The organism is Streptomyces sp. NBC_01445, assembly GCF_035918235.1.
Lineage (GTDB): Bacteria > Actinomycetota > Actinomycetes > Streptomycetales > Streptomycetaceae > Streptomyces.
The window spans coordinates 5,379,897-5,405,682 of sequence record NZ_CP109485.1; the positions used below are offsets into that span (position 1 = coordinate 5,379,897).

The window sequence follows — 25,786 nt, forward strand, 5'->3', positions numbered from 1 at the left end:
GCTATGCGGCTTGCGGGGTCGCGCCGGATGGCACGCTGCGGTGAGGAACTGCGGGCAATGTCACATTGCTCCCTTACTTGTCCGTAGCGGACCGGAATGCGGGTTCACTTGGGCCGCCGCATTCTGCCGCGGCAGAACGGGGAAAGAGCGACTTCCGATCGCGGGAGTACGCAGACCGACCGAAAGATGTTCGAGGCGAGGCACAGCATGGACGCTCCGACCACTACGTCGGCCGACTCCGGTTCCGGCGGCGGGGGCGGTTGGTTCACTCCGCGCAAGGCGCCGCCCACCGGCCCGGGCACGAACCAGGACACGCCGTCAGAGGGGCGCAAGGTCACGCCTATACGGCCCGTGGGCCGGCCCGAGCGAATATCGGACGACCACGCGGAGACGGTGCCCTCGCAGAGCCCCGCCCCGGCGGCGGAGGCCGCACCCGCACCTCAGTACGTGTCGGCCCCTGGCCAGCGCCCTCGCCAGGCCGCCCCCAGCGGGAACGCGCGTCCTACCCAGCCCGGCCCGGACGCGACCGCGCGCCCCCACGCCGCCCAGCAAGGACAAGGGTCGAGCCCCGCGCACCCGCCGCACTCCGCGCCCCCGGCACCGGAGCCCACGGCAGACGCCACCCCCCGACCCGTTCCCGCTCCCGAAGCCTCCCCCGACGCGCGGCTCATCCGTCGCACGCTGGAGGAGGTCGGCCCCGACGCCGACAAGGTCACCTCGTACTTCTACGCGCTGCTCTTCGTGCGCCACCCCGAACTCCGGCCCCTGTTCCCCGCCTCGATGGACACCCAGCGCGACCGGCTCCTCAAGGCGCTGCTGACGGCGGCCGAGCACGCCGACAACAAGAGCGTCCTCGTCCCGTACCTGCAGAACCTGGGCCGTGGGCACCGCAAGTACGGCACGCAGCCCGAGCACTACCCCGCGGTCGGCGAGTGCCTGATCGGCGCGCTGACCCGGTACGCGACGACGACGTGGGACCAAGAGACGGAGGCGGCCTGGGTGCGCACGTACACGACGATCTCCCAGGTCATGATCGACGCGTCGGCAGCGGACGAGCTGCGCGCGCCCGCGTGGTGGTACGGCGAGGTGGTCTCGCACGACCTGAGGACCCCGGACATCGCCGTGGTCACGGTCCGGCCCGACCAGCCGTACCCGTTTCTCGCCGGGCAGTACACGAGCCTGGAGACGCCTTGGTGGCCGCGGATCTGGCGGCACTACTCCTTCGCCTCGGCGCCCCGTTCCGACGGGCTGCTCTCGTTCCATGTGAAGGCCGTCCCTGCGGGGTGGGTCTCCAACGCGCTCGTGCACCGCGCCCGTCCCGGCGATGTGATCCGGCTCGGCCCGCCCTCCGGTTCGATGACGGTGGACCACAGCTCCGACAGCGGGCTGCTCTGTCTCGGCGGAGGCACCGGGATCGCGCCCATCAAGGCCCTCGTCGAGGACGTCGCCGAGCACGGCCAGCGGCGTCCGGTCGAGGTGTTCTACGGGGCTCGCACCGACCACGACCTGTACGACATCGACACGATGCTGCGGCTCCAGCAGACCCACCCGTGGCTGGCGGTCCGCCCGATCGTCGATCAGCAGGCCCATCTGCAACTGCCCGACGCGGTACGTGAGTACGGCCCCTGGAACGAGTACGACGCCTATCTGTCGGGCCCGCCCGGCATGATCCGCAACGGGGTCGACGCCCTGCGGGACATCGGGATCCCGGTGGACCGGATCCGCCACGACTCCGTTGAGGAGCTCGTCGTGACCGGCAACTGACGCCGGCAGCTGAGTGCCGGGCCCGACGAAAGCCGCGTACAGCAGGCGTCCCCGGACCAGGCCCGTGGCTCTAGCCCTGAAGCCCCAGCCCTGCCCCGTCAGCCCAGGTCAGGCGCGTGCATGGCCCGTACACCCTCGATGTTGCCGTCCAGATAGTGCCGCAGGGACAGCGGGACGAGATGGACCGAGGCGATACCGACGCGGGTGAAAGGCACCCGCACGATCTCGTACTCGCCGCACGGCTCCTCGATCTCGGGGCCGTGCCGCTGACTGAGGTCCATCGACTCGAGGCGACAGACGAAGAAGTGCTGGACCTTCACGCCAGTGGCGCCGCCGTCCTCGCCGATGTGCTCGACGGTGTCCACGAAGCAGGGCACCACATCGAGGATCTTGGCGCCGAGCTCCTCGTGCACCTCGCGGTGCAGGGCGTCGACGACGGTCTCGTCCTCGGGTTCGACCCCGCCGCCAGGGGTCAGCCAGTACGGATCCAGGCCGGGCTTGGTCCGTTTGATCAGGATCAGGTCGTCGCCGTCGAGCAGGACGGCGCGTGCGGTGCGCTTGACCACGGGTCGGACGGTCATGGGAGAAATGTGGCCCCGCCGGTTCCACGTGAAACATTCCGTACCGACCTGGCCTCAGGCCAACGCCAACTGATCAGCGCTAGTTGATCACCAGGAATCGGTCGGCACGAACGGATCAGCACCAATCGACGGCGGTGCGCAGCAGCCACTCGTGCGCCCGCGCGATGTGCGGCATGGCCAGCGTTCCCGTGCGCACAACGAGGAAGTACGTCCGCAACGGGGGCACCGGAGGATCGAGCAGGGCCACGACCTCGCCGCGCTCCAGGGCCGGCGCGCAGAGGTAGCGCGGCAGCACCGAGAGCCCGGCTCCGGCGATGGTGCAGGCGAGCACCGCGCGTAGATCCGGCACGATGACCGTGCCCGACGTGGCCGGGCGTGAGTCGAAGACAGCGGCCCAGTAGCGGGCGACGAACGGCAGCGACTCGTGCGCCTCGACCAGCGGCAGATCCTCCAGCGCGGCCGCGCCGTTGCGGCGCAGGGTGCCGGGCCCTATGCGGGCGGCCCACCGCGGAGAGGCAAGGAGGACGTGCTCCTCGTCGCAGAGCGCAGTCGCGGTGAGCAGGGCGCCGCGCGGGCGGGCCGTCGTGATGGCCAGATCATGATGTCCGGCGCCAAGCCCCTCCAGGACTTCCTCGGCGTTGCCGAAGGAGGCGCGCAGGGCGAAGCTCTGGCCGTCGTCACGGGTGAGCGCGGTGAGGGCGGGCAGCGCACGCTCGGCGGTGAATTCCGGAGGCCCCGCGAGGTGCAGCGTGCGCACCGGCGACTCCTCGTCGATGCCGGTCTCGGTGATCTCCACGAGGGCGTCGAGGTGCGGAGCGGCTTTGTGTGCGAGTTCGTCGCCGATGGAGGTGGGGGTCACGCCACGCGCCTGGCGCAGGAACAGGGGGCGGCCCAACTGCCGCTCCAGGGTGCGGATCTGAGATGTCACCGCGGGCTGCGAAAGGCCGAGCAGCGCGGCGGCCCGGGTGAAGGAACCCGCACGGTGCACGGTCACGAACGTGCGCAGCAGGGCGAGATCCATGGCGGTGTCCTCCCCTCTCGGCCTCCGGGTCGGCCTCAACTATAAATATGTCGATAGGTCTCTGTCGCTACCGTGATTGGACACTGACACAGAGTCAACTAGCCTTATGCGCGCGGTTCTTAGCGCGCAGGAACCGGGGACGGTCCGAGCCACGAGGGGGGAGGCTCGGGCCGTCCATTGTGCGTAGCCGGTGATGAGACCGAGGCCGCGGCCGGCAGTGGCCCGTGAGGGGCCCTAGATGGCCGCCTCGTCGAGCGCGCGCAGCACATCGGCCACCAGGTCGTCCGGATCCTCGGCACCGGCGGAGAAGCGGATGAAGCCCTCTGGGACATCGTCCCCGCCCCAGCGGCGACGGCGCTCGGCGGTGGACCGCACGCCGCCGAAGCTCGTCGCGTCGTCCACCAGCGTCAGGGACTCCATGAACCGCTCGGCACGCGCGCGCGTGGGCAGCGTGAAGGAGACCACGCACCCGAAGCGCCGCATCTGCTGAGCGGCGATCTTGTGCGAGGGGTCGTCGGGCAGACCCGGGTAACGCAGGCTCTCGATGTCGTCGCGGTCGCGCAGGGCGAGAGCGAGCGCGAGAGCGTTGGCGTTCTGCCGCTCCGCCCTCAACTGGAGCGTGGCGAGGGAGCGATGGGCGAGCCAGGCCTCCATCGGGCCGGGAATCGCGCCGACGATCTTGCGCCAGCCCCGCACCGACGCGGTCAGCTCGGCGTCGCGGCAGGTCACGTAGCCGAGCAGGATGTCGCCATGGCCGGTGAGCTGCTTGGTGCCACTGGCCACGGAGAAGTCGGCGCCGAGCTCCAGGGGGCGCTGGCCGAGCGGCGTGGCGAGCGTGTTGTCGACTGCCACCAGGGCGCCACGCGCGTGTGCCGCCTCGGCGAGCCGCCGCACGTCGCACACGTCGAGGCCGGGGTTCGACGGCGTCTCGATCCACAGCAGCTTCGCGCCGTCCAGGACGTCGAGCTGAGCGTCGCCGCCGGTGGGGGCGGTGCGGACCTCGATGCCGAACGCCGTGAGCTGCTCGCGGACGAGCGGGAACACCTGGTAGCCGTCGCTCGGCAGAACGACCACGTCGCCGGCCTTGAGCTGCGAGAACAGCACCGCCGAGATGGCGGCCATCCCGGACGCGAAGACGAGGGTGTCGACATCCTCTTGGCCGGGCGCCTCGAGCTCGCCGATGGCCCGCTCCAGGTGGGTCCACGTCGGGTTGTCGTCCCGGCCGTACGTATAGGGCCCCGAGACATCGCCCGGCAGGTGGAAGTGTGCGGCGAAGACAGGCCCTGGGAGCGTTGGATCGTTCTTCGAGGCCTCGGGCAGCCCCGCCCGCACTGCCCTTGTGCCGTCCCCGATCTGCGTCGATTGCGTCATGCCGCCCGCCCTTCCAGTGCCGCGCGTACCGCGTCGAGCAGACCGTCGCTCGCCGCCTCCACCATTCTCAGGCACTCCTCGAAGTCGTCGATGCCGCCGTAGTACGGGTCCGGTACATCCAGGTCTGTCCCCGCCGAGGGGTCGTAAGAGCGCAGCAGGCGGACCTTCTCGGCGTCCTGTGGGGTCGGTGCCACCCGGCGCAGGGTGCGCAGATGCCCGGCGTCCAGGGCGATCACCAGGTCGAGCCGGGAGAACCACGAGGCGCTGAACTGCCGGGCCGTATGGCCGCTTTCATAGCCGCCGGCCGCCAGCACGGAGACGGTGCGCCGGTCTGCACCGTCCCCCTCGTGCCAGCCGTCGGTACCCGCGCTGTCCACCTCCACGAGGCCGGCGAGACCGGCCTCGTGGACGCGCGTGCGGAAGACCGACTCGGCCATGGGCGAGCGGCAGATGTTGCCGGTGCAGACGAAGCACACACGGAAGGACATGGGGCGGGGTCAGTCCTTGTCGTCGGGCAGGACGACGTTCAGCGCCCAGGAGACGACCGAAATGATCAGGCCACCGAGGACGGCGGTCCAGAACCCCTCGACATGGAAGCTCTGGTTGAACTGGTCGGCCAGCCACGAGGTCAGCAGCAGCATCAGGGCATTGACCACGAGCGTGATCAGGCCGAGCGTCAGGATGAAGAGCGGGAAGGTGAGGAGCTTCACTATGGGCTTGACCAGGAGATTCACCAGGCCGAACAGCAGCGCCACGATGATCAGCGTGCCGACCTTCTTGCCGGTGCTGTCACCTGTCAGCGTGATCTTGTCGAGCAGCCACACCGCGACAGCAAGGGCCCCCGCGTTGGCGATCGTCTTGACTACGAAATTCTTCATGTGTCTGATCGTGGCAGACGAGACCGGATCATGAGAGTGGCCCTGCGAGGCCGCTCACGGGCAAGAGGGCGGACAAGTGGGATGAAGGCATTCCGGCTGGACGAACTGGAAGCGGAACGTGCCGCGAACGACGGCGCGTATCTGCAGTTCCTGCGGGAGCGGAACATGTCGGTCGGGCTCTACGCCCTCGACGCGGGGGACCACGACCCGCAGCAGCCCCACCAGCAGGACGAGGTGTATCTCGTTGTCAGCGGTCGCGGTTCGATCACCGTCGGTATGGAGACGACCCAGGTGGCGCGCGGCAGCGTCGTGTACGTGCCGGCCGGGGTGGCCCACAAGTTCCATCACATCAGCGAGGACCTGCGGGTTCTGGTGGTGTTCTCTCCGCCTGAGAGCTGACGGCGGATCTCGGGGTTCCCTAGGGGGTCGCTCAGGGGACGACAAGGGGTCCGCGGCCCCCACAGGGCGCCTGGGCATGCCAGCATCGAATGCAGAAGCCGTATCGAAGCGGTACGGCGCGGGAGAGAGGTAAGGACGATGGCAGTGCGAGAGATCTTCGCGGGCATGCCGTGGTGGGTTAAGTGGGTCGCGGTGCCGGTCATCGCACTGGTCGTCTTCGGCGGACTGATAGCCAGCGTCGTGGGCTTCGTGATCGGTCTGCTCTTCAAGGTGCTGGTCTTCGTGGCCCTGGTCGGTGGACTCATCTACGTCGTACGGAAGTTCATAACGGGCTCGTCCTCGCGCAGCGACTGGTAGCTCTGGGCAACGGTTCGCTCGCGCGGGGGAAGTTTCCCCGCGCGGCCCTCTTGAAGTGGTGGCCAGGGCTAGAGTCCACAACTCGACGGCCGCACCCCCGTGATTCCCGAGAAGCGGGGGGACCCCACGCGCTTCGGGAGTGAACCTTGGCCACGGCTGAACCGCTTTCCGCCGCCCCTTTGTCCGCTGACATCACGTCCCCCGACACCATGTCTGCCGACGCCACGTCCCCACACGCGATGCCCCCACCCCTCGGCTGTCGCACGCACAGCTACGACGACGTTCAGGCCGAGGCCCACCCCGAGGGCGGCCCGACCGGCGCCCCGCCCACCCTCATCGGTTCGGTCCAGCGCGCGATGCGCCTCCTCGAGGCCGTCGCGTCGCACGAAGAGGGAGCGCCGGCCAAGCAGCTCGCCCGGGAGGCCGGCCTCGCGCTTCCCACGGCGTACCACCTGCTGCGCACGCTCGCCCACGAGGGCTATCTCCGCAAGGAGAAGGGCGTGTTCGTCCTGGGTGCGGCGGCCGAGCGGCTGGGTGGCAGCGCAACGCAGCAGAATCGTCGCGGCATGATCACCGACGCCCTGCAGCACTGGCGCGACGCCATCGGTGTACCGGTGTACTTCTCGGTCTACCGCGAGGGCGAGATCGAAGTCGTGGCCGTCGCCGACACGCCCGGGAATCCGGCGGTCGTGGAATGGGCCGACTTCCGCGAGACGGGGCACGCGCACGCGATCGGCCAGTGCCTCCTCGCCCAGCTCGACGACGAGAGCCGACGCGACCATCTCGACCGCTATCCCGCGTATTCGATCACCCCGTACACGGTGCGCGACGACCGCTCGCTGCTACGACGCCTCAACGAGCTGGGACGCATGCAACCGGTCGTGGAGCGCCAGGAGTACGCGTTGGGCACGGTCTGCGCGGCGTTTCCCATCACGGTCGGGTCCACCGCGGCCACGATGGCGGTTTCTCTCCCGTCCCATCAGGCCGGTCGTCTGCTGCCCGCGGCACGACAGCTGCAGAACGAAGTCGGAAAACTCGTCAGGACACTCGCCTTCTCTATCAGCATCTGAAAACTCACTCCTTGTGATCCCGCATGTACGTTAAGCAAGATGCGAAGGGTGCCGGGAAGGTTATTCCTGGCCAATCGACGGCAAATTGACGGGGTAGGCGATGCGCGAGTCGGTACAGGCAGTACAAGCAGAGGTCATGATGAGCTTCCTCGTCTCCGAGGAACTCTCGTTCCGCATCCCGGTGGAGCTGCGGTACGCCGCTGCTGATCCCTACGCCGTGCGGCTGACCTTCCACCTCCCTGGGGACGCCCCGGTGACCTGGGCCTTCGGCCGAGAGCTCCTGGTGGACGGGGTGGCCGGTCCCTGCGGCGACGGCGATGTACGCATCGAGCCGGTGGAACTGGCCGGCAGACCGGGCGAGATGCCGGGCGAGGTGCACATCAGGCTCCAAGTGGGCGGTGACCAGGCGCTGTTCCGGGCGGGCGTCGCTCCCCTCGTCGCCTTCCTCGACCGCACCGACAAGCTCGTACCGCTCGGCCAGGAGCGGGCGCTCGCCGACTTCGAGGCGCATCTCGACGAGGCACTCGACCGGATCCTCGCCGAGGAGCAGAGCGCCGGCTGACGGGCTCCAGGAGTCCGCGGATCATCAACTGACGTAACGCTTCAGCAGACCGGTGCCCTCGGGGTGCCCTCGCAGGGGTTCAGCGCTTCCGTCGCCGACCTCTTCCTCCGCGTGCCGGACCGGCCGCGGCAGCGGACGGGGATCCCGGCCGGTCGGCCGAGACCACCAGGGCCGCGAGCGCGGTCGTCACCGGTACCGAGGCGACCAGCCCGATAGAGCCCACCAGAGTCCGCACGATCTCCACGGCCACCAGCTCACTGTTGGCCACGGTGCCCACACTGCTCTGCGCGATCGAGAAGAGCAGCAACAGCGGCAGCGCCGCGCCCGCGTACGCAAGGACGAGCGTGTTGACCACGGACGCGATGTGGTCGCGGCCGATCCGGATGCCCGCGCGGTACAGGCCGCGCCAGCCCATCGTCGGGTCCGCCTGATGCAGCTCCCACACCGCCGACGTCTGCGTGACCGTCACATCGTCGAGCACACCGAGCGAACCGATGATGACGCCGGCGAGCAGCAGACCACTCATGTCGATGGACGGGTAAAGACCGTGGATCAGGCCCGTGTTGTCGTCCGTGTTGCCGGTCAGCGCCGCCCAGCCGATGAACAGCGAGCCGAGCAGACCGATCAGGACCAGCGACACGAGCGTGCCGAGCACCGCGACCGATGTCCGGGCCGTCAGACCGTGACACAGGTAGAGCGCGATCAGCATGATGGCGCTCGCCCCGATCACCGCCACCACCAGCGGATTCGAGCCCTGCAGGATCGCGGGCAGGATGAAGAAGGTCAGCACCATGAAGCTGATCGCCAGCGCGACGAGCGCCATGACACCCCGCAGCCGGCCCACGACGACCACCGCCAGCGCGAAGATCCCGGCGAGCAGCGCCATCGGGAGCCTGCGGTCCACATCGGTGACGGAGTACTGAAGTTCTTTGGGCGCGTCGGGCGCGTAGGCCACGATCACCTTCTGGCCCTCGTGCAACTGCCGTGGTGAGTCCGGCTGCACGATCTCCGTGAACGTACGGCCGGTGTCCTTGCCGGTGTCGACGCGGACCGTGGCCTTCTCGCATGTGCCCTTCGCCTGTTGCTCGGCGGTCTGGCCCTCGGCGGTCGACGTATCGCCGGTGGGGGTGTCGCCGGAGGCGTTGACGGACTTGCAGTCGACCTTGTCGACCTTTGTGACGGTGCCCTGTTGGGTCTGCCGGTCGAAGCCGACGCCGGTACGGGCGTGGGACGGGGCGCCGCCGGGCCAGAGCACCACGAGGCCGACCACGACCGCCACGGAGAACGGGATCAGTACCGCGGCGATGACCTTGCGCAAGTGCTTGGAAACGGGCGCGGCGGGGCCGTGGCTGTGGGAGTGCCCGTGTTCGGCGCTCCCCTGGCCATGGGGCGGATGCGGCGGCGTGGACGGAGGCTGCGGCGTGCTGGTCACCGCCCGATCATCGCAAGAACGGCAGGGGCCCTCTGTTCAGCACGCCAGAAATGACGCTAGCGTGGGGGGCACCTTTGCACACGCGGGAGCTCGGAGCACCGGGCTGAGAGGGCGCTGACCTCCGCTTCGGCGATGTTTCACATGAAACATCGCCCGACGGAAGCCGCTGCGTCGACCGCCGAACCTGTTACCGGGTAATGCCGGCGTAGGGAGTAGGTCTCATGACCACATCGGACGCACGCACGCCTGCCTCCAACCTGTCCGCAGAGACGGGCGAGGCCGGGAAGTCCATCGGCTGGCACAAGGGGTACGTCACGGGCTCACGCCCCGACCTCCAGGTGCCGGTCCGCCAGGTGCACCTCACCAACGGCACGGCGGTCACGCTCTACGACACGTCCGGGCCGTACACCGATCCGAGTGTCGACACCGACGTCCGCAGGGGCCTTGCCCCGCTGCGGGAGAACTGGATCGTCGGCCGCGGTGACACCGAGGAGTACTCGGGCCGCCCGGTCCGCCCCGAGGACGACGGCATCAAGCACACCTCTCCGCGCGGCGGCCTGCGCAACCTCGACGCGGTCTTCCCCGGCCGCCCCCGCCAGCCTCGTCGCGGGCGGGACGGCCGGGCGGTGACCCAACTCGCGTACGCCAGGCGCGGGGAGGTGACGCCCGAGATGGAGTACGTGGCCATCCGGGAGAACGTGGAGCCCGAGGTCGTCCGTGAGGAGATCGCCGCGGGCCGCGCGGTCCTGCCGGCCAACGTCAACCACCCGGAGATCGAGCCGATGATCATCGGCAAGCGGTTCCTGGTGAAGGTCAACGCCAACATCGGCAATTCCGCGGTCACTTCGTCGATCGAGGAGGAGGTGGAGAAGATGACATGGGCGACCCGCTGGGGCGCCGACACCGTCATGGACCTCTCCACCGGCCGCAACATCCACACCACGCGCGAATGGGTCCTGCGCAACTCCCCCGTCCCGATCGGCACGGTGCCGCTCTACCAGGCGCTGGAGAAGGTCGACGGCCGCGCCGAGGAGCTGACCTGGGAGATCTACAAGGACACGGTCATCGAGCAGGCCGAGCAGGGCGTGGACTACATGACGGTCCACGCCGGTGTGCGGCTGCCGTACGTCCCGCTCACCGCGAACCGCAAGACGGGCATCGTCTCGCGCGGCGGTTCGATCATGGCTGCCTGGTGCCTGGCGCACCACAAGGAGAGCTTCCTCTACGAGAACTTCGCGGAGCTCTGCGAGATCCTCGCGGCGTACGACGTCACGTACTCGCTGGGTGACGGCCTGCGGCCCGGCTCGATCGCGGACGCCAACGACGAGGCGCAGTTCGCCGAGCTGAAGACGCTCGGCGAGCTCAACACGATCGCGAAGAGCTTCAACGTCCAGACGATGATCGAGGGCCCCGGGCACGTCCCGATGCACAAGATCAAGGAGAACATCGACCTTCAGCAGGAGGTGTGCGAGGAGGCGCCCTTCTACACACTCGGCCCGCTGACGACCGACATCGCTCCCGCGTACGACCACATCACCTCCGGCATCGGAGCCGCGATGATCGCGTGGTGGGGGACGGCCATGCTCTGCTACGTCACGCCCAAGGAGCACCTGGGCCTGCCGAACAGGGACGACGTCAAGACCGGCGTCATCACCTACAAGATCGCGGCCCACGCTGCGGACCTCGCCAAGGGACACCCGGGCGCCCAGGACTGGGACGACGCGCTCTCCGACGCGCGGTTCGAGTTCCGCTGGGAGGACCAGTTCAATCTGGCCCTCGACCCGGACACGGCACGGGAGTTCCACGACGAGACGCTCCCGGCCGAACCGGCGAAGACGGCCCACTTCTGCTCGATGTGCGGGCCGAAGTTCTGCTCGATGAAGATCTCCCAGGACATCCGCCGGCAGCACGGCGGGACGAAGAGTGAGATCGAGGAGGGCATGGCGGAGAAGTCCAAGGAGTTCGCCGCCGCGGGCAACCGGGTCTATCTGCCGATCGCGGACTGACCTCGCCCACGCCCGTGCGGGCGCCGCGCGCTGTCCACCGGTCGCCTTTCGCGGCCGGTGGACAGGGTGTTCCGGGACCAACGCCTGTCGGCCTAGTCCGGCTTGTGGTCCGGCCCTCCGAAGTCGGGGCTTGTGAAGTCCGGGCTCGAGTACGTCGGGCGCGGGCCCGCAGGGGAGCTGCCGTCGGTGCCCGGGCTGCTGAACCCGGGCCTGTTGTACCCGAGGTGCGGCATGCGGCCCGCTGCTCCGGGGCCGCCCCCGCGATTGGCGGGGGCCGGCGGTGGTTCCGCGAGCGCCTCCCGGAGGAACGGCAGGATGCCGCGCTCCAGGAGCACGAGGCACCAGGTTTCCCTGGCCCGGTCCACCTCCTCGTTCGACTCGGTGTGCGCGCCGGCCTGCAAGGACGTCGAACCGTTGCGCAGAGCGGTGAGCAGCAGGCCCACTGCGGCGACGAGGATGCCCGCCACCGTGAGCGCGCCGAACACCCAGCCGGCCGTCAACAGGGTCTGGGCGAACGCCGGTTCAGGATCGAGCATCTTCAGGATGTAGCCGACGAGCAGGAAGATCGCGGCGGCCGTCCCGGCGAGCACGGGGGCGAGCACCGCGACGACGGCTATGACGCCGGCGCCGGTGGTCTCCGCCACCTCGCCCACGGTGGCGGCCAGGCCGATCGCTCCGCCGCCGGATTCCGCCGCGCTCTCTCCTTCTCGCAGCGGACGCACGGGCCGGGGCGAGGCGCGCAGGTCGGCGCGGACCTTCACGTAGTTCTGGTACTCGGTCGCGGCGGCGGCCGTGATCAGTGCGGTGGCGTTGAGCGCCATGGTGCGCAGTTGTTCGGGGTTGAGCCGCTGACCCACTTCGGCGAGATCAGGGCGGTCCGGTGCGGTACGCAGCGCATCATCGAGGATCCGCTCGAACTCGGGGCGGTCCTCGTTCAGCAGGTGCGGAGCGCTGTTCATGTGCATCCCCCGATGCTCCGTAGGGCTTGGGGGCTCGCATGGGTACGAGCCGTCGGGCAGAACCGGAGGGGAGCCTGCTACGGATAAGCCGATGGTAGAGCGGTGACGGCACGCGGTGACAGGGGGTTTCCCGAATTCGGCCCGGTGGCCGGACTGAGCCCCCGTTCGGTGCGCCTGCCCGGGGAACGCCTAGCTATCCATGGGGAGTTGCTGGACCAGCAGCTTTCCGGCCATGGTCACTCCGCCGTCCATCGCGATCGCGCGCCCGCCCGCGTACACATGCGGGCCCTCGATCTGCGGGCGGCTGTCCTCGGACCCGTCCGCCGCGTCCTCGGTGCCTACCTCGCCGAGGAGGTACGGGATGGGGCTGTGGCCGTGGACGACGCGCGCGCCGCCGTAGGTGTCGAGGAGCTCACGCACGGCTTCGGGTCCGGATTCGTCGCGGAACGCGAAGCGCTTGGTGAATTTGCGGAAGAGGTCCCAGCACTCGTCCGCGTCGTTACGCGTGAGGGTCTCGCGGACCGTGTCGTTGACCGCCTCGATCGAGTCGCCGTAGTCGAGGTACGAGGTCGTGTCGGAGTGCATCAGGAGGTGGTCGTCCTCCAGCTCGATCGCGTCGAGCCGGGACATCCACTGGAGATGGACGTCCTGGAGGCGGTCCATATCCGACTTCTGCCCGCCGTTGAGCAGCCAGGCCGCCTGGAAAGTGGCGGTGCCGGCGCCCGAGTTGACCGGGGTGTCGCCGAAGCGCTTGGCGCCGAGCAGGAGCAGTTCGTGGTTGCCCATGAGGGCCTTGCAGTAGCCGCCGGCGGCCGCGGCCTCCGCGGACAGGCGCATCACGAGGTCGATGACACCGATGCCGTCGGGCCCGCGGTCGGTGAAGTCGCCGAGGAACCAGAGTCGGGCGGTGCCGGCCGACCAGCTGCTCTCGGCGTCGATGAGGCCCTGCTCGTACAGGGCCGCGATCAGCTCGTCGAGGTAGCCGTGCACGTCGCCGACGACGTACAGCGGGCCGAGCCCCTCGGCGGGACGGGGCGCGGGCTCGGTGTCGATCTGCACCTGGACCGTGTCACCGCGGTTGATGACCGGCAGGTCGCGCTGGGTGGGCGTGTACCCGTCGGGCTGGTCGAACGCGGGGTCCTGAGGGGAGGGCTCCGCGTAAGCGGGCTCCGGGTGTGACGCCGATGGGTACGACGGCTCCTGGTGAGCGGGATCCGGCTCCGCCTGCGCGCGCGCGGCAGGGGCGGGCGGAGCGGGGTCGTGGCCGGGCTCCTGGACGTACTCCGGTACGTCATGGACGTACGCCGGAACGCGGAAGTCGCGCAGCGTCGCCGTGCGCACCTCGGGTCCCTGACCGGCCCCCTGAGTCATCGACCCCTCCACCACCATTGCGCCGCCTCTGCACCCGATCGGACTGCCTGGTCGCAGCCGCCCGCGGTGTCGTGCGCCCATCATAGGAATGCGGCTCGCGCTGTGTGATGCACCAGGGGTGGTGAATCGGATCCGGGCGGCTGTTCACCGTGCTTTTCTCCCGAATTGGTACGGGCTTTTCCGGGTGGTCTTCGGGGTGACCACCCGGAAGCCGTCGTTCAGCCGTGTCCCGGGGAGCGGGGCGGGCTGACTGTCGTGCGGGGCGGACGGCGCTGGGACGAGGTCCGGACGATGAGTTCCGTCGGTATCACCTGCTCGACCGGCTGGTCCGATTCAACCCCTTCGATGGCGTCGATCAGTAGTTGGACGACCGCGGTGCCGATGCGCCGGGGCTTGAGCGAGAGGGTCGTGATGGGCGGTTCCGTGGTGGCGTAGACGGTCGATTCGCTGCAGCAGACGAGCAGCAGGTCCTCGGGGACGCGCAGGCCGTACCGGCGGGCGGCGGCGAGCAGGTCCGTGCCGTTGGGGTCGAAGAGTCCGTACACGGCGTCGGGCCGGTCGGGGCGGGCCAGGAGCCGGTCGGCGGCGACGGCCCCCGCGCACGGGTCGTGCGCGGGATAGGACTCGTACACGGGTTCCTGCCCGATCCGCTCGCACCAGTGCAGGTACGCGGAGGTGGACAGATGGGTGTACGTGTCCGTGGTCGTGCCGGTGAGCAGTCCGATGCGGCGGGCCCCCGCGGCGGCGAGGTGGTCGAGGATGCCGAGGACGGCAGCCTCGTGGTCGTTGTCGACCCAGGCGGTGACGGGGAGCGTGCCGGCGGGGCGTCCGTCGGAGACGACGGGCAGGCCCTGGCGAACCAGCTCGGTGACCACCGGGTCGTGGTCGGAGGGGTCGATGACGACGGTGCCGTCGAGAGCGACGTTCGACCAGACGTCATGGCGTGAGGTGGCGGGCAGGATGACTAAGGCGTACCCGCGGGCGAGCGCCGCCGAGGTGGCGGCTCTCGCCATTTCCGCGAAGTACGCGAATTCGGTGAAGGTGAAAGGTTCATCCCCGTAGGTCGTGACGGTCAGGCCGATCAGGCCCGACTTTCCGGTACGGAGCGTTCGGGCCGCCGCGGAGGGGCGATAGCCCAACCGGTCGGCGACCTCGCGGACATGGCGTCGGGTGGCGTCCGGGAGCCGGCCCTTACCGTTGAGCGCATCGGAGACAGTCGTGATGGAGACCCCGGCGGCGGCGGCAACGTCTCTGATGCCCGCCCGCACCTGCCGGGTGCCCCGGCGGGTGGTCTCTGCCCGGCTCACCTGGTGCTTCCCTGCTGCTGTCATGGCGAGCCGATAGTAGGGCTCATGTGGCGGGGCGGCGTGAGTGCATATGCACGCGTTGACAGGCACGTTTCTGCATGGCCAGAGTGGGTCAATGACCTTGGAAATCAAGGGAGTTGAGCGCATCGACGCCAGGACGTCACTTGTCGGCGCGCGTGGGCCTGCCAAGTCGGTGATGTTGCGAGTAGGTCTCAACTCACCTTCACGGGGGATGCGCGCCACGGCGCGAGCTACCGGCGCGCACTGAGAAGGGGAGCGCTCCCCCTCCTCCGTACGCCTCTGGGAGGTCCGCGGCAGTCGTCATGGGTGGTGTCGGACGACCACCCGGCAGGTCGAGGGCCCCGAGCCATTGGGGTCTGCCGCGAATCCTCTTAAGGTGAGCAGTATTGAAATGGTGGTCGCGAGGAGGACTGCGGTGAGCGAGACGAGCCCCAAGCTGCGTGCCGAGCTGGAGGGTATTCCCACCTACAAGCCGGGCAAGGCTGCCGCGGCCGGGGGGCCGGTGGCGTACAAGCTGTCCTCGAACGAGAACCCCTATCCGCCGCTTCCCGGCGTGATGGAGAGTGCCGTCGCGGCGGCCGGTTCCTTCAACCGCTACCCGGACATGGCCTGCACCGGGCTGATGAACGAGCTGGCGGAACGATTCGCGGTGCCGGTCACGCACCTGGCCACGGGCACCGGCTCGGTCGGGGTCGCGCAGCAGCTGCTCCAGGCGACCAGCGGTCCCGGCGACGAGGTCATCTACGCCTGGCGGTCCTTCGAGGCGTACCCGATCATCACGCAGATCAGCGGTGCCAAGGCGGTGGAGGTGCCGCTGACGTCCGGTGAGGTCCACGACCTCGACGCGATGGCCGACGCGATCACCGACCGCACGCGCCTGATCTTCGTGTGCAACCCGAACAACCCGACCGGCACGGTGGTGCGCCGGGCCGAGCTCGAGCGGTTCCTGGACCGGGTCCCGAGCGACGTCCTGGTCGTGCTCGACGAGGCGTACCGCGAGTTCATCCGTGACGCCGAGGTGCCGGACGGCGTCCAGATCTACCGGGACCGTCCGAATGTCGCTGTGCTGCGGACGTTCTCCAAGGCGTACGGGCTCGCGGGCCTGCGGGTCGGCTTCGCCATCGCCCATGAGCCGGTGGCGGCCGCGCTGCGCAAGACGGCGGTGCCGTTCGGCGTGAGCCAGCTCGCGCAGGACGCGGCGGTCGCCTCGCTGCGGGCCGAGGACGAGCTGCTCGGCCGGGTGGGCTCGCTGGTGTGCGAGCGCAATCGCGTGGTCGAGGCGCTGCGGGGGCAGGGCTGGACCGTGCCCGAGACGCACGCGAACTTCGTGTGGCTGCGTCTGGGGGAGCGCACGGCGGACTTCGCCGCGGCGTGCGAGCAGGCCGGTGTGGTCGTGCGGCCGTTCGCCGGCGAGGGGATGCGGGCCACGATCGCGGAGACCGAGGCCAACGACGTCTTCCTGAACACGGCGGCGGCGTTCCGCAAGGAGCTGTAGACCGGGCGGCTGCGGCCGCTCCGTAGCGCGGTGGGGGTTCCCCGGAGTAAGGGGGGACCCCCCTTCTGCTGTCCGGAGCCGGTAGTACATAATGCTTGTGAATGTGAACGCTTTCACAAGCGTGCCCGGTTGATCCGGAGAGCAGTGGGATTAAAGGGGCAAATTTCCACTGGACCACGGCGACTTAAGGAGATGACGCAGTGGACCCGACGTTGATGGCTCTGGCGCCGGAAACTCTGGCGCGATGGCAGTTCGGCATCACGACCGTCTATCACTTCCTTTTTGTCCCCCTGACCATCTCGCTCGCCGCGCTGACGGCGATCCTCGAGACGGCCTGGGTGCGGACGGGCAAGGAGCACTACCTCCGGGCGACCAAGTTCTGGGGAAAGCTCTTCCTGATCAACATCGCCATGGGTGTCGTGACCGGCATCGTGCAGGAATTCCAGTTCGGCATGAACTGGTCGGACTACTCGCGCTTCGTCGGCGACATCTTCGGCGCTCCGCTCGCCTTCGAGGCGCTGATCGCCTTCTTCTTCGAGTCGACCTTCATCGGTCTGTGGATCTTCGGCTGGGACAAGCTCCCGAAGAAGCTGCACTGCGCCACGATCTGGCTGGTGTCCATCGGCACGATCCTGTCGGCGTACTTCATCATGGCCGCCAACTCGTTTATGCAGCATCCGGTCGGCTACCGGATCGTGGAGCGGGACGGCACCAAGCGCGCCGAGCTGACCGACTTCGCCGCCGTGCTCTTCCAGGAGACGGTGCTCGTCAACTTCTGGCATGTGATCAGCGCGTCCATCCTGGTCGGCGGCGCGTTCATGACGGGCATAGCGATCTTCCACCTGCGCAAGAAGCAGCACATCCGCACCATGCGGATGTCGCTGCGCCTCGGCCTGGTGACGGCCATGGTCGGCACGCTCCTCACCGTCGTCAGCGCGGACACGCTCGGCAAGGTGATGTACGAGCAGCAGCCGATGAAGATGTCGGCCGCGGAGGCGCTGTGGGACACGGAGAAGCCGGCGCCGTTCTCGATCTTCGCGTACGGCGATGTCTCCAAGGGCCACAACACGGTCGCCGTCGAAGTCCCGGGCGTGCTGTCCTTCCTGGCCAAGAACGACTTCAACGCCGAGATCCCCGGGATCAACGACATCAACAAGGCGGAGCAGAAGAAGTTCGGGCCCGGTGACTACCGCCCCAACATCCCCACCGCCTACTGGTCGTACCGCTGGATGATCGGCTTCGGCGGGGTCTCGATGGCCCTGTGCGCGGCGGGCCTGTGGCTCACCCGGCGCAGGTTCTGGCTGGCGCCGGAGCACCGCACCGGCGAGGACGAAGTGCCCAAGCTGATGCTCACCAAGAACAAGGAACTGATGCCGAAGCTGGGCATCTGGTGGTGGCGCCTGTCCCAGTGGACGCTGATCTTCCCGATCATCGGCATCTCCTGGGGCTGGATCTTCACCGAGACAGGGCGTCAGCCGTGGGTGGTCTACGGCGTGCTCAGGACCAAGGACGCGGTCTCCCCCGGCGTCTCGCAGGGCGAGGTCCTCACCTCCCTGATCGTGTTCGCGCTGGTCTACGCCGCACTCGCCGTCATCGAGGTGAGGCTGATGGTCAAGTACGTCAAGCAGGGGCCGCCCGAGCTCACCGAGGCCGACCTCAACCCGCCCACCAAGATCGGCGGCCCCGGATCCGGAGCGGATTCCGGCGACGCTTCCGATGCCGACCGGCCCATGGCCTTCTCGTACTGAGACTGAGGAGCTGCTGAGGCATGGAACTTCACGACGTCTGGTTCGTACTCATCGCGGTCCTGTGGATCGGCTACTTCTTCCTGGAGGGATTCGACTTCGGGATCGGGGTCCTGACCAAGGTGCTCGCCCGCGGCCGCACCGAGCGGCGCGTCCTGATCAACACCATCGGACCCGTCTGGGACGGCAACGAGGTGTGGCTGCTCACTGCCGGCGGCGCGACCTTCGCCGCTTTCCCCGAGTGGTACGCGACACTCTTCTCGGGCTTCTATCTGCCGCTCCTGATGATCCTGGTCTGCCTGATCGTGCGCGGTGTCGCCTTCGAGTACCGGGCGAAGCGGCCCGAGGAGAAGTGGCAGACCAACTGGGAGCACGCGATCTTCTGGACCTCTCTGATACCGGCGGTTCTGTGGGGCGTGGCCTTCGGGAACATCGTGCGCGGCGTGAAGATCGACGTGCACAAGGAGTTCGTGGGCAGCTTCTGGGACCTGCTCAACCCGTACGCGCTCCTCGGTGGTCTGGTGACGCTGACGCTGTTCACCTTCCACGGCGCGGTGTTCGCCTCGCTCAAGACGGTGGGCGACATCCGGGTGCGGGCGCGGAAGACGGCGCTGGGGCTCGGTCCCGTCGCCGCGGCCCTCGCGCTCGCCTTCCTGATCTGGACCCAGGCCGACAAGGGCGACGGCTCGTCGCTGATCGCGATGATCGTCACGGTGGTCGCCCTCGTCGGGGCCATCATCGCCATCAGGGCGGGGCGTGAGGGCTGGTCGTTCGCGCTGTCCGGCATCACGATCGCGGCAGCCTTCGCGATGCTCTTCCTGACGCTGTTCCCGAACGTCATGCCGTCGTCGCTCGACCCGGACTGGAGCCTCACGGTCACCAACGCCTCGTCGAGCCCCTACACCCTGAAGATCATGACCTGGTGCGCGGCGGTGGCGACGCCCATCGTGCTGCTCTACCAGTCGTGGACGTACTGGGTGTTCCGCAAGCGGATCGGCACCCAGCACATCGCCGACGCCGCACACTGAGCCCCTGATGACGAGGGTGTGTTTCACGTGAAACCGATCGACCAGCGGCTGCTCCGGTACGCCAGGGCCACTCGCCTCTTCCTGATCGCGGTGGTGGTCCTCGGCGTGGCCGGGGCGGGCCTGGTCATCGCTCAGGCGATGCTCATCGCCGAGGTGGTGGTGGGGACTTTCGAGCACGGTCTTGATGTCTTCGCCCTGCGCACACCGCTCTTGCTGCTTGCGCTGGTGGCGGCCGGACGCGGTCTGGTCTCCTGGCTGACCGAACTGGCCGCTCACCGGGCCAGCGCGGCGGTCAAGTCGGAGCTGCGCGGACGGCTCCTGGAGCGCGCCTCCCAGCTGGGTCCGGGGTGGCTCAGCGGGCAGCGGACCGGATCCCTGGTGGCGCTCGCGACGCGGGGTGTGGACGCGCTCGACGACTACTTCTCGCGATATCTGCCGCAGTTGGGCCTCGCGGTGGTGGTGCCCGTCGCGGTGCTCGCGCGCATCGTCACCGAGGACTGGGTGTCCGCGGCGATCATCGTGTGCACACTGCCTCTGATCCCCGTCTTCATGATCCTCATCGGCTGGGCCACCCAGTCCCACATGGACCGTCAGTGGCGGCTCCTGTCCCGGCTCTCGGGGCACTTCCTGGACGTGGTCGCCGGACTTCCGACGCTGAAGGTGTTCGGCCGGGCCAAGGCGCAGGCCGAGTCGGTCCGCCGGATCACCGGCGAGTACCGGCAGGCGACGATGCGGACCTTGCGCATCGCTTTCCTGTCGTCGTTCGCCCTCGAACTGCTCTCGACACTGTCGGTCGCCCTGGTGGCCGTGACCATCGGCATGCGGCTCGTGCACGGTGACATGGACCTCTACGTGGGACTGGTCATTCTCGTCCTCGCGCCCGAGGCCTATCTGCCACTGCGTCAGGTCGGCGCGCAGTACCACGCGGCGGCCGAGGGGCTCGCCGCCGCGGAGGAGATCTTCGCCGTTCTGGAGACCCCGGTGCCGCCGTCCGGCGCCGGAGCGGTGCCCGCGGCCACCGGTATCGCCTTCGACGGAGTGACCGTCCGCTATCCCGGCCGGTCCACGGACGCCGTCTCGGAGGCCGACTTCGAGGTCGCGCCCGGGGAGACGGTGGCACTCGTCGGCCCGAGCGGCGTGGGCAAGTCGACGCTGCTGAGCGCGGCGCTCGGATTCGTCCGTCCCGACGCGGGGCGGGTCCTCGTCGGGGGCGCCGATCTGGCCGGTCTCGACCAGGAGGCGTGGCACGCGCGCGTGGCCTGGGTGCCGCAGCGACCGCAGCTGTACGCCGGGTCGGTCGCGGACAACGTGAGGCTCGCGCGGCCCGACGCGTCCTCCGCGGAGGTCGAGGAGGCGCTGCGCGAGGCAGGGGCCCAGGACTTCGTCCGTGCGCTGCCCGACGGCGCGGACACTCTGCTCGGCGACGACGGGGCCGGGCTCTCCGCCGGGCAGCGGCAACGCCTCGCCCTGGCACGGGCGTTCCTCGCCGACCGGCCCGTGGTGCTGCTGGACGAGCCGACGGCCGCCCTCGACGGGGAGACAGAGGCGGGGATCGTCGAGGCGGTCCGCAGGCTTGCCGCCGGCCGTACCGTCCTTCTGGTGGTGCACCGTCCCGCGCTGCTGGCCGTCGCCGACCGGGTGGTGCGTCTCGACGTGCCGCGTTCCCCTGCGGTGGCGGGGGAGCCTGCGGTACGACCCGTGCCGTCGGCCGAGGCGGCCGAAGTGCCCGGCTACGTAGAGGACCGTCACGTATCCGATCACTCCGGAGAGAGCCGGGGCAGTGTGCTCGCGCGTGTGCGGGGTGCCGCGCGGGCGCGGCGGGGGCGCCTTGCCCTCGCGCTGCTGCTCGGAGCGCTCGCCCTCGGCAGCGCCGTCGGGCTGATGGCGACCTCCGGGTGGCTCATCTCGCGGGCCTCGCAACAGCCGCCCGTGATGTACCTGATGGTCGCCGTCACGGCGACCCGCGCCTTCGGGATCGGCCGCGCCTGCTTCCGGTACGCCGAGCGGGTCGTGTCGCACGACGCCGTGCTGCGGATGCTGGCCGACACCAGAGTCGCCGTCTACCGGCGCCTTGAGCGGCTCGCCCCCGCGGGCCTGCGCGCGACGCGCCGCGGCGATCTGCTCTCCCGGCTCGTCGCCGATGTGGACGCCCTCCAGGACTACTGGCTGCGCTGGCTGCTGCCCGCGTCGGCCGCCGCGGTGGTCGGTGCCGCCTCCGTCGTGTTCACCGCATGGATGCTGCCCTCCGCCGGTGCCGTGCTCGCCGCCGGCCTGCTGCTCGCGGGGGTCGGTGTGCCGCTGCTCTCCGGAGCCGTCGCCCGTCGCGCCGAGCGCCGGCTGGCCCCCGCGCGCGGGACGCTGGCCACCCGCGTGGCCGAACTCCTCACCGGCACCGCCGAACTGACCGTCTCCGGAGCGCTTTCCGCGCGCACCGCGCAGGCGAAGGCCGCCGACTCCGTGCTGACGCGGATCGCGTCCCGCGCCGCCACCGCCACCGCGCTGGGCGACGGACTGACCGCGCTGATCACCGGCCTCACTGTGGCCGGTGCGGCACTCGCCGGGGTGCAGGGTGTGCGCGAGGGCCGCCTCGACGGGGTCCAGCTCGCGGTCGTCGTCCTGACGCCGCTGGCCGCGTTCGAGGCCGTCATGGGCCTGCCACTCGCCGTGCAGTACCGCCAGCGGGTCAAGAAGAGCGCCGAACGCGTTCACGAGGTCCTGGACGCGACGGTCCCCGTACGCGAGCCGGAGGCGCCCGCGCAGGCGCCCCAGGATCCCTTCCCTCTGGTCGTGCGCGGTCTCGCCGCGCGCCACGACGGGCAGGGCCGGGACGCGCTCCACGGGGTCGACCTCACGCTGGAGCGGGGCCGCAGGGTCGCCGTCGTCGGCTCGTCCGGGTCCGGCAAGACGACGCTCGCGCAGGTCCTGCTGCGGTTCCTGGACGCGGGTGAGGGGTCGTACACCCTGGCCGGGCAGGACGCGTACGGGCTCGAAGGCGATGCGGTGCGGCGGCTCGTCGGGCTGTGCGCGCAGGACGCGCACCTCTTCGACAGCTCGGTGCGCGAGAACCTGCTCCTCGCGAAGAAGGGCGCCACCGACGACGGACTGCGCGAAGTCCTGGCCGCCGCGCGCCTCCTGGAGTGGGCGGATTCGCTGCCCGACGGGCTCGGCACCCTCGTCGGCGAACACGGCGCGCGCCTGTCCGGAGGCCAGCGGCAACGGCTCGCCCTGGCCCGCGCCCTGCTCGCCGACTTCCCCGTCCTCGTGCTCGACGAGCCCGCCGAGCACCTCGACCTGCCGACGGCGGACGCGCTGACGGCGGACCTCCTGTCCGCGACCGAGGGCCGGACAACGTTGCTGATCACGCACCGGATGGCCGGCCTCGACGCCGTGGACGAGGTCATCGTCCTCGACGAGGGAAGTGTCGTGCAGCGCGGCAGGTACGAGGATCTGGTCGCGGTCGAGGGGCCCTTGCGCGCGCTGTGGGAACGCGAGCGGGATGCGGAGCTCCTGGTGGGTGCGTAGTCGTGCGGACCGGGTGGCCGGGCAGGGCTCGTCCCGACTTTCCTCTCCAAATGGGACTAACTAGTCTCAAGGCATGTCAGCTGCTCCGGTGCCCGGCGCCACCCCACCGTCCGACGGCGAGCGGGACTCCTCCGACGCGCTGGAGGCGGCGACGCAGGCGACGCGCGGGCTCCAGGGACTGTCCGCCGAGTTGACCGCGCGGGTGCCGCAGCTGCTCGAAGCGATGCGGTCCGTAGGCACCGGTCCGGAGCTGCACTCCACCCTCGACCGCATCTGCGAGACGGCCGCCGAGCTCGCCGACGCCCGTTACGCGGCGATCGGCGTCGTCTCAGAGGACGGCGAGGCTCTCTCGGACTTCGTCTTCCACGGAGTCGACGGAGAGACGGCGGAGCTCATCGGACGGCTGCCCGACGGCCACTGCGGGCTCCTCGGTGCGCTCATCAACGACCCGGACCCGGTACGCCTCGCGAACCTCGCCGACGACCCCCGCTCCTGCGGCTTTCCGTCCCACCACCCGCCGATGCGGAGCTTTCTGGGCGTCCCCATCCGCGTACAGGGGGAGATCTTCGGCAACCTCTATCTGACGGAGAAGCAGGGCGGGATCGAGTTCAACGACTACGACCTGAACATGGTCCGTGTCCTCGCCACGGAGGCCGGCATCGCCATCGGCAACGCGCGCCTGTACGAGGCCGCCAGGCAGCGCGAGCGGTGGATCGACGGGTCCGTGGCCGTCACGACCGCCCTGCTGTCGGGCAGCGACGCCGAGGATGCCCTCCAGGTCGTCGCCGAACAGGCCAGACACCTGTCGGGCTCGTCGGCAGGCATCGTCCTCCTGCCGGCCGAGGAGGGCGGCATGGAGATCGTCGCCGTCTCGTCGGACGAGCCGTCGCAGGCCCTCGGCGTGATCATCCCGGCCGAGAGCGAGATCGTCGCCGAACTCCTGGTCGGCGCGGCCGTGTTCATCGACGACGCGTCCACCGACCCGCGCATACTGACCGATCTCGCGCACGAATACGGACCGGCGATGATGCTGCCCCTTCAGAGCGACGGTCGCGTCCTCGGCACCCTCGTCACGCCACGCGCGCGTGGCGCCCGGCCCTTCAGCGACGCGGAGCGCACCCTCGCCACCCAGTTCGCGTCGCAGGCCGCACTCGCGCTGATGATGGCGGAGGCGCAGCGCGACCGGGAGCGGCTCGCGGTGTACGAGGACCGCGACCGGATCGCCCGCGATCTCCACGACCTCGTCATCCAGCGCCTGTTCGCCACGGGGATGATGCTGGAGAGCGCTCAGCGCAGGTCCGTCGTGCCCGAGGTACAGGTCGGTGTCGGCAGGGCCGTCGACGAGCTGGACGTCACCATCCAGGAGATCCGCACGGCGATCTTCGCGCTCCAGCAGGGGCCCGCCGAGGCGCCGTCGGGCCTGCGCACACGGGTCCTGCGCGAGATCAACATGGCGGCCGTACCGCTCGGCTTCAAGCCCACGCACCACTTCGCCGGCGCCGTCGACACCGTGGTCGGCGAACTCACCGGCAAGAACCTCATCGCCGCCCTGCGAGAGGCGCTGTCCAACGCGTTCCGGCACGCGGAGGCCGCCCGTATCGACGTGGTCGTCGACGCGAACGTCACGCTCCCCGACGGGCAGCCCGGCGTCCGGCTGACGGTCGCCGACGACGGCGTCGGCATCCCGGAGGGCGGCCGGCGCAGCGGCCTCAAGAACCTCAAACGGCGGGCCGATTCCCTGGGCGGCGACAGCTGGTACGGGCCGGGCATCGGCGAGGACGGGGGCGGCACGACGGTGATCTGGCAGGCGCCTCACTGAAGGCACGACGAAGCGCTGAACCGGGCCTTGCCCGGGATCGCCTCGTGCCATGGCTTGGGCAGCACGGGGTGCCGCTCCAGGGGGCACGAGGGCTGTGCGCGGGGCGGGTCCACGTGCGGGGGACCGTTTCTTCCCGTGCTTCTAGGAGTTGCCCGATGCGCCGTCCCCGCAGGGTCGACGCGCCGCCAGGATCTGCTCGATGACCGCGGCCACGCCGTCCTCGTTGTTGGGCACCGTGTGGCCCGACGCAGCGGCGAGCACCTCCGGGTGCGCGTTGCCCATCGCGAACGAGGTGCCCGCCCACGTGAGCATCTCCACGTCGTTGGGCATGTCCCCGAAGGCGACGACCTCGGCCGCCGTGATGCCGCGCTCGGCGCAGCACAGCGCGAGGGTGCTGGCCTTGGAGACGCCGGGGCCGCTGATCTCCAGGAGCGCGCTGGGGCTGGAGCGGGTGATCGCCGCGCGGTCGCCGACGGCCTCGCGGGCCAGGGCGAGGAACTCGTCGGGGGCGAGGTCCGCGTGGTACGCGAGCAGCTTGAGGACCGGCTGGTCGGCGCAGGGCGAGCCGTCGGCGAGCAGCTTCTCGGCGGCGGCGACGCTCTCCCCCGCCTCCAGGTGCAGCGGCGGGTACGTCGGCTCGTGGTGGAGGCCGCCGGTCCGCTCGACCGCGAAGGCCGTACCGGGCGCGGCGGCGCGCAGGATGTGTACGACGTCGAGGGCGGTCCCGGGCGCGAGGTCCCTGATCTTCACGAACCGGTGGCGGCCGGGGCCGCCGTGCAGGTCCACCACGGCCGCGCCGTTCCCGCAGATCGCCAGGCCGTGGCCGTGCACGTGGTCGCTGACGACGTTCATCCAGCGGGCCGGCCTGCCGGTCACGAAGAAGACCTCGATGCCCGCCTGCTCGGCGGCGGCGAGCGCGGCGACCGTCCGCGGCGAGACGGACTTGTCGTCGCGCAACAGCGTGCCGTCCAGGTCCGTGGCGACGAGCCGGGGCGCGGGGGCGTTGGCGGCCGGGGTCCAGGGCCGAGGAGTCGGTGAGGTCACCGCACTAGTGTCCCGCATATGCGCGCACGGGCGT

At 69.8% G+C, this 25,786-nt stretch carries 21 protein-coding genes; 11 read left to right on the plus strand and 10 right to left on the minus strand.

The features are described 5' to 3' along the window. The first annotated feature begins 207 nt into the window (after nt 1-207). Entirely contained in the window at nt 208-1,764 is a 1,557-nt protein-coding gene (locus tag OG574_RS24540) for a globin domain-containing protein (protein WP_326774968.1), read from the plus strand. 98 nt (nt 1,765-1,862) lie between these two features. On the opposite strand, the gene OG574_RS24545 is transcribed toward OG574_RS24540, so the two are convergent. From OG574_RS24545 to OG574_RS24565, 5 genes are all read right to left on the minus strand, one after another. After that, a complete protein-coding gene (locus OG574_RS24545; RefSeq protein ID WP_100597192.1) occupies nt 1,863-2,345 on the minus strand; it encodes an NUDIX domain-containing protein in 483 nt (160 codons plus the stop codon). Nucleotides 2,346-2,460: 115 nt separating this feature from the next. Continuing rightward, on the minus strand, nt 2,461-3,366 hold the full coding sequence (locus OG574_RS24550; protein ID WP_326774969.1) for a LysR family transcriptional regulator: 906 nt from the start codon (nt 3,364-3,366) through the stop codon (nt 2,461-2,463). A 234-nt stretch (nt 3,367-3,600) separates the two neighbouring features. After that, nucleotides 3,601-4,737 (minus strand): cystathionine gamma-lyase, encoded by a 1,137-nt coding sequence (locus OG574_RS24555; RefSeq protein ID WP_326774970.1) that lies wholly within the window; start codon nt 4,735-4,737, stop codon nt 3,601-3,603. Then, entirely contained in the window at nt 4,734-5,225 is a 492-nt protein-coding gene (locus OG574_RS24560) for a low molecular weight protein-tyrosine-phosphatase (protein ID WP_326774971.1), read from the minus strand. The genes OG574_RS24555 and OG574_RS24560 overlap by 4 nt, the downstream gene beginning before the upstream one ends. Before the next feature lie 9 nt (nt 5,226-5,234). Further along, entirely contained in the window at nt 5,235-5,615 is a 381-nt protein-coding gene (locus tag OG574_RS24565) for a phage holin family protein (RefSeq protein ID WP_100597188.1), read from the minus strand. A gap of 81 nt (nt 5,616-5,696) precedes the next feature. Here OG574_RS24565 and OG574_RS24570 point away from each other — a divergent pair, with 81 nt between their 5' ends. The 4 genes from OG574_RS24570 to OG574_RS24585 all read left to right on the plus strand — a co-directional run bounded on the left by OG574_RS24570 (nt 5,697) and on the right by OG574_RS24585 (nt 8,003). Further along, nucleotides 5,697-6,014 (plus strand): cupin domain-containing protein, encoded by a 318-nt coding sequence (locus tag OG574_RS24570; protein WP_326774972.1) that lies wholly within the window; start codon nt 5,697-5,699, stop codon nt 6,012-6,014. Between the two features lie 144 nt (nt 6,015-6,158). Continuing rightward, entirely contained in the window at nt 6,159-6,371 is a 213-nt protein-coding gene (locus OG574_RS24575; protein WP_100597186.1) for a DUF5326 family protein, read from the plus strand. A gap of 239 nt (nt 6,372-6,610) precedes the next feature. Continuing rightward, the gene (locus OG574_RS24580) at nt 6,611-7,441 is read left to right on the plus strand and encodes an IclR family transcriptional regulator (protein ID WP_326774973.1); all 831 of its coding nucleotides are present in this window, start codon (nt 6,611-6,613) and stop codon (nt 7,439-7,441) included. 100 nt (nt 7,442-7,541) lie between these two features. Continuing rightward, entirely contained in the window at nt 7,542-8,003 is a 462-nt protein-coding gene (locus tag OG574_RS24585; RefSeq protein ID WP_100597185.1) for an SsgA family sporulation/cell division regulator, read from the plus strand. Between the two features lie 79 nt (nt 8,004-8,082). Here the strand turns inward: OG574_RS24585 and OG574_RS24590 are convergent, their stop codons facing one another. Further along, nucleotides 8,083-9,435, minus strand: coding sequence for a YibE/F family protein (locus OG574_RS24590; protein ID WP_326774974.1), 1,353 nt, complete (start codon nt 9,433-9,435; stop codon nt 8,083-8,085). Between the two features lie 221 nt (nt 9,436-9,656). Here OG574_RS24590 and thiC point away from each other — a divergent pair, with 221 nt between their 5' ends. After that, entirely contained in the window at nt 9,657-11,441 is a 1,785-nt protein-coding gene (gene thiC, locus OG574_RS24595; protein ID WP_326774975.1) for a phosphomethylpyrimidine synthase ThiC, read from the plus strand. A gap of 92 nt (nt 11,442-11,533) precedes the next feature. Here thiC and OG574_RS24600 read toward each other — a convergent pair whose 3' ends face one another. The 3 genes from OG574_RS24600 to OG574_RS24610 form a co-directional block, all read right to left on the minus strand. Beyond that, the gene (locus tag OG574_RS24600) at nt 11,534-12,406 is read right to left on the minus strand and encodes a hypothetical protein (protein WP_326774976.1); all 873 of its coding nucleotides are present in this window, start codon (nt 12,404-12,406) and stop codon (nt 11,534-11,536) included. A 183-nt stretch (nt 12,407-12,589) separates the two neighbouring features. Further along, entirely contained in the window at nt 12,590-13,771 is a 1,182-nt protein-coding gene (locus tag OG574_RS24605; protein WP_326774977.1) for a metallophosphoesterase family protein, read from the minus strand. 218 nt (nt 13,772-13,989) lie between these two features. Next, complete coding sequence (locus tag OG574_RS24610) at nt 13,990-15,102, minus strand: LacI family DNA-binding transcriptional regulator (protein WP_326774978.1); 1,113 nt, start codon at nt 15,100-15,102, stop codon at nt 13,990-13,992. Nucleotides 15,103-15,514: 412 nt separating this feature from the next. On the opposite strand from OG574_RS24610, the gene hisC reads away from it, so the two are divergent. From hisC to OG574_RS24635, 5 genes are all read left to right on the plus strand, one after another. Further along, entirely contained in the window at nt 15,515-16,594 is a 1,080-nt protein-coding gene (gene hisC, locus OG574_RS24615) for a histidinol-phosphate transaminase (protein ID WP_100597179.1), read from the plus strand. A 215-nt stretch (nt 16,595-16,809) separates the two neighbouring features. Beyond that, complete coding sequence (locus OG574_RS24620) at nt 16,810-18,342, plus strand: cytochrome ubiquinol oxidase subunit I (protein ID WP_326778599.1); 1,533 nt, start codon at nt 16,810-16,812, stop codon at nt 18,340-18,342. 20 nt (nt 18,343-18,362) lie between these two features. Next, nucleotides 18,363-19,367, plus strand: a complete 1,005-nt coding sequence (cydB, locus tag OG574_RS24625) for a cytochrome d ubiquinol oxidase subunit II (protein ID WP_326774979.1) — start codon at nt 18,363-18,365, stop codon at nt 19,365-19,367. Between the two features lie 27 nt (nt 19,368-19,394). Beyond that, entirely contained in the window at nt 19,395-22,889 is a 3,495-nt protein-coding gene (cydD, locus tag OG574_RS24630) for a thiol reductant ABC exporter subunit CydD (protein WP_326774980.1), read from the plus strand. 73 nt (nt 22,890-22,962) lie between these two features. Next, complete coding sequence (locus OG574_RS24635; RefSeq protein ID WP_326774981.1) at nt 22,963-24,708, plus strand: GAF domain-containing sensor histidine kinase; 1,746 nt, start codon at nt 22,963-22,965, stop codon at nt 24,706-24,708. A gap of 141 nt (nt 24,709-24,849) precedes the next feature. Here OG574_RS24635 and OG574_RS24640 read toward each other — a convergent pair whose 3' ends face one another. After that, nucleotides 24,850-25,770 carry a Cof-type HAD-IIB family hydrolase gene (locus tag OG574_RS24640; RefSeq protein ID WP_326774982.1) on the minus strand — a complete coding sequence of 307 codons (921 nt, stop codon included), beginning with the start codon at nt 25,768-25,770 and terminating at the stop codon, nt 24,850-24,852. Nucleotides 25,771-25,786: the final 16 nt, after the last annotated feature.

Bases quoted from the DNA above. Each gene is read 5' to 3' on its own strand.
- OG574_RS24545 (WP_100597192.1), bottom strand. From the start codon at position 2,345: ATGACCGTCCGACCCGTGGTCAAGCGCACCGCACGCGCCGTCCTGCTC.
- thiC (WP_326774975.1), top strand. From the start codon at position 9,657: ATGACCACATCGGACGCACGCACGCCTGCCTCCAACCTGTCCGCAGAG.
- cydB (WP_326774979.1), top strand. From the start codon at position 18,363: ATGGAACTTCACGACGTCTGGTTCGTACTCATCGCGGTCCTGTGGATC.
- OG574_RS24610 (WP_326774978.1), bottom strand. From the start codon at position 15,102: ATGACAGCAGCAGGGAAGCACCAGGTGAGCCGGGCAGAGACCACCCGC.
- OG574_RS24560 (WP_326774971.1), bottom strand. From the start codon at position 5,225: ATGTCCTTCCGTGTGTGCTTCGTCTGCACCGGCAACATCTGCCGCTCG.
- OG574_RS24585 (WP_100597185.1), top strand. From the start codon at position 7,542: ATGCGCGAGTCGGTACAGGCAGTACAAGCAGAGGTCATGATGAGCTTC.
- OG574_RS24555 (WP_326774970.1), bottom strand. From the start codon at position 4,737: ATGACGCAATCGACGCAGATCGGGGACGGCACAAGGGCAGTGCGGGCG.
- OG574_RS24635 (WP_326774981.1), top strand. From the start codon at position 22,963: ATGTCAGCTGCTCCGGTGCCCGGCGCCACCCCACCGTCCGACGGCGAG.
- OG574_RS24550 (WP_326774969.1), bottom strand. From the start codon at position 3,366: ATGGATCTCGCCCTGCTGCGCACGTTCGTGACCGTGCACCGTGCGGGT.
- OG574_RS24580 (WP_326774973.1), top strand. From the start codon at position 6,611: ATGCCCCCACCCCTCGGCTGTCGCACGCACAGCTACGACGACGTTCAG.
- OG574_RS24570 (WP_326774972.1), top strand. From the start codon at position 5,697: ATGAAGGCATTCCGGCTGGACGAACTGGAAGCGGAACGTGCCGCGAAC.
- OG574_RS24565 (WP_100597188.1), bottom strand. From the start codon at position 5,615: ATGAAGAATTTCGTAGTCAAGACGATCGCCAACGCGGGGGCCCTTGCT.
- OG574_RS24540 (WP_326774968.1), top strand. From the start codon at position 208: ATGGACGCTCCGACCACTACGTCGGCCGACTCCGGTTCCGGCGGCGGG.
- OG574_RS24605 (WP_326774977.1), bottom strand. From the start codon at position 13,771: ATGACTCAGGGGGCCGGTCAGGGACCCGAGGTGCGCACGGCGACGCTG.
- OG574_RS24600 (WP_326774976.1), bottom strand. From the start codon at position 12,406: ATGCACATGAACAGCGCTCCGCACCTGCTGAACGAGGACCGCCCCGAG.
- OG574_RS24640 (WP_326774982.1), bottom strand. From the start codon at position 25,770: ATGCGGGACACTAGTGCGGTGACCTCACCGACTCCTCGGCCCTGGACC.
- OG574_RS24620 (WP_326778599.1), top strand. From the start codon at position 16,810: ATGGCTCTGGCGCCGGAAACTCTGGCGCGATGGCAGTTCGGCATCACG.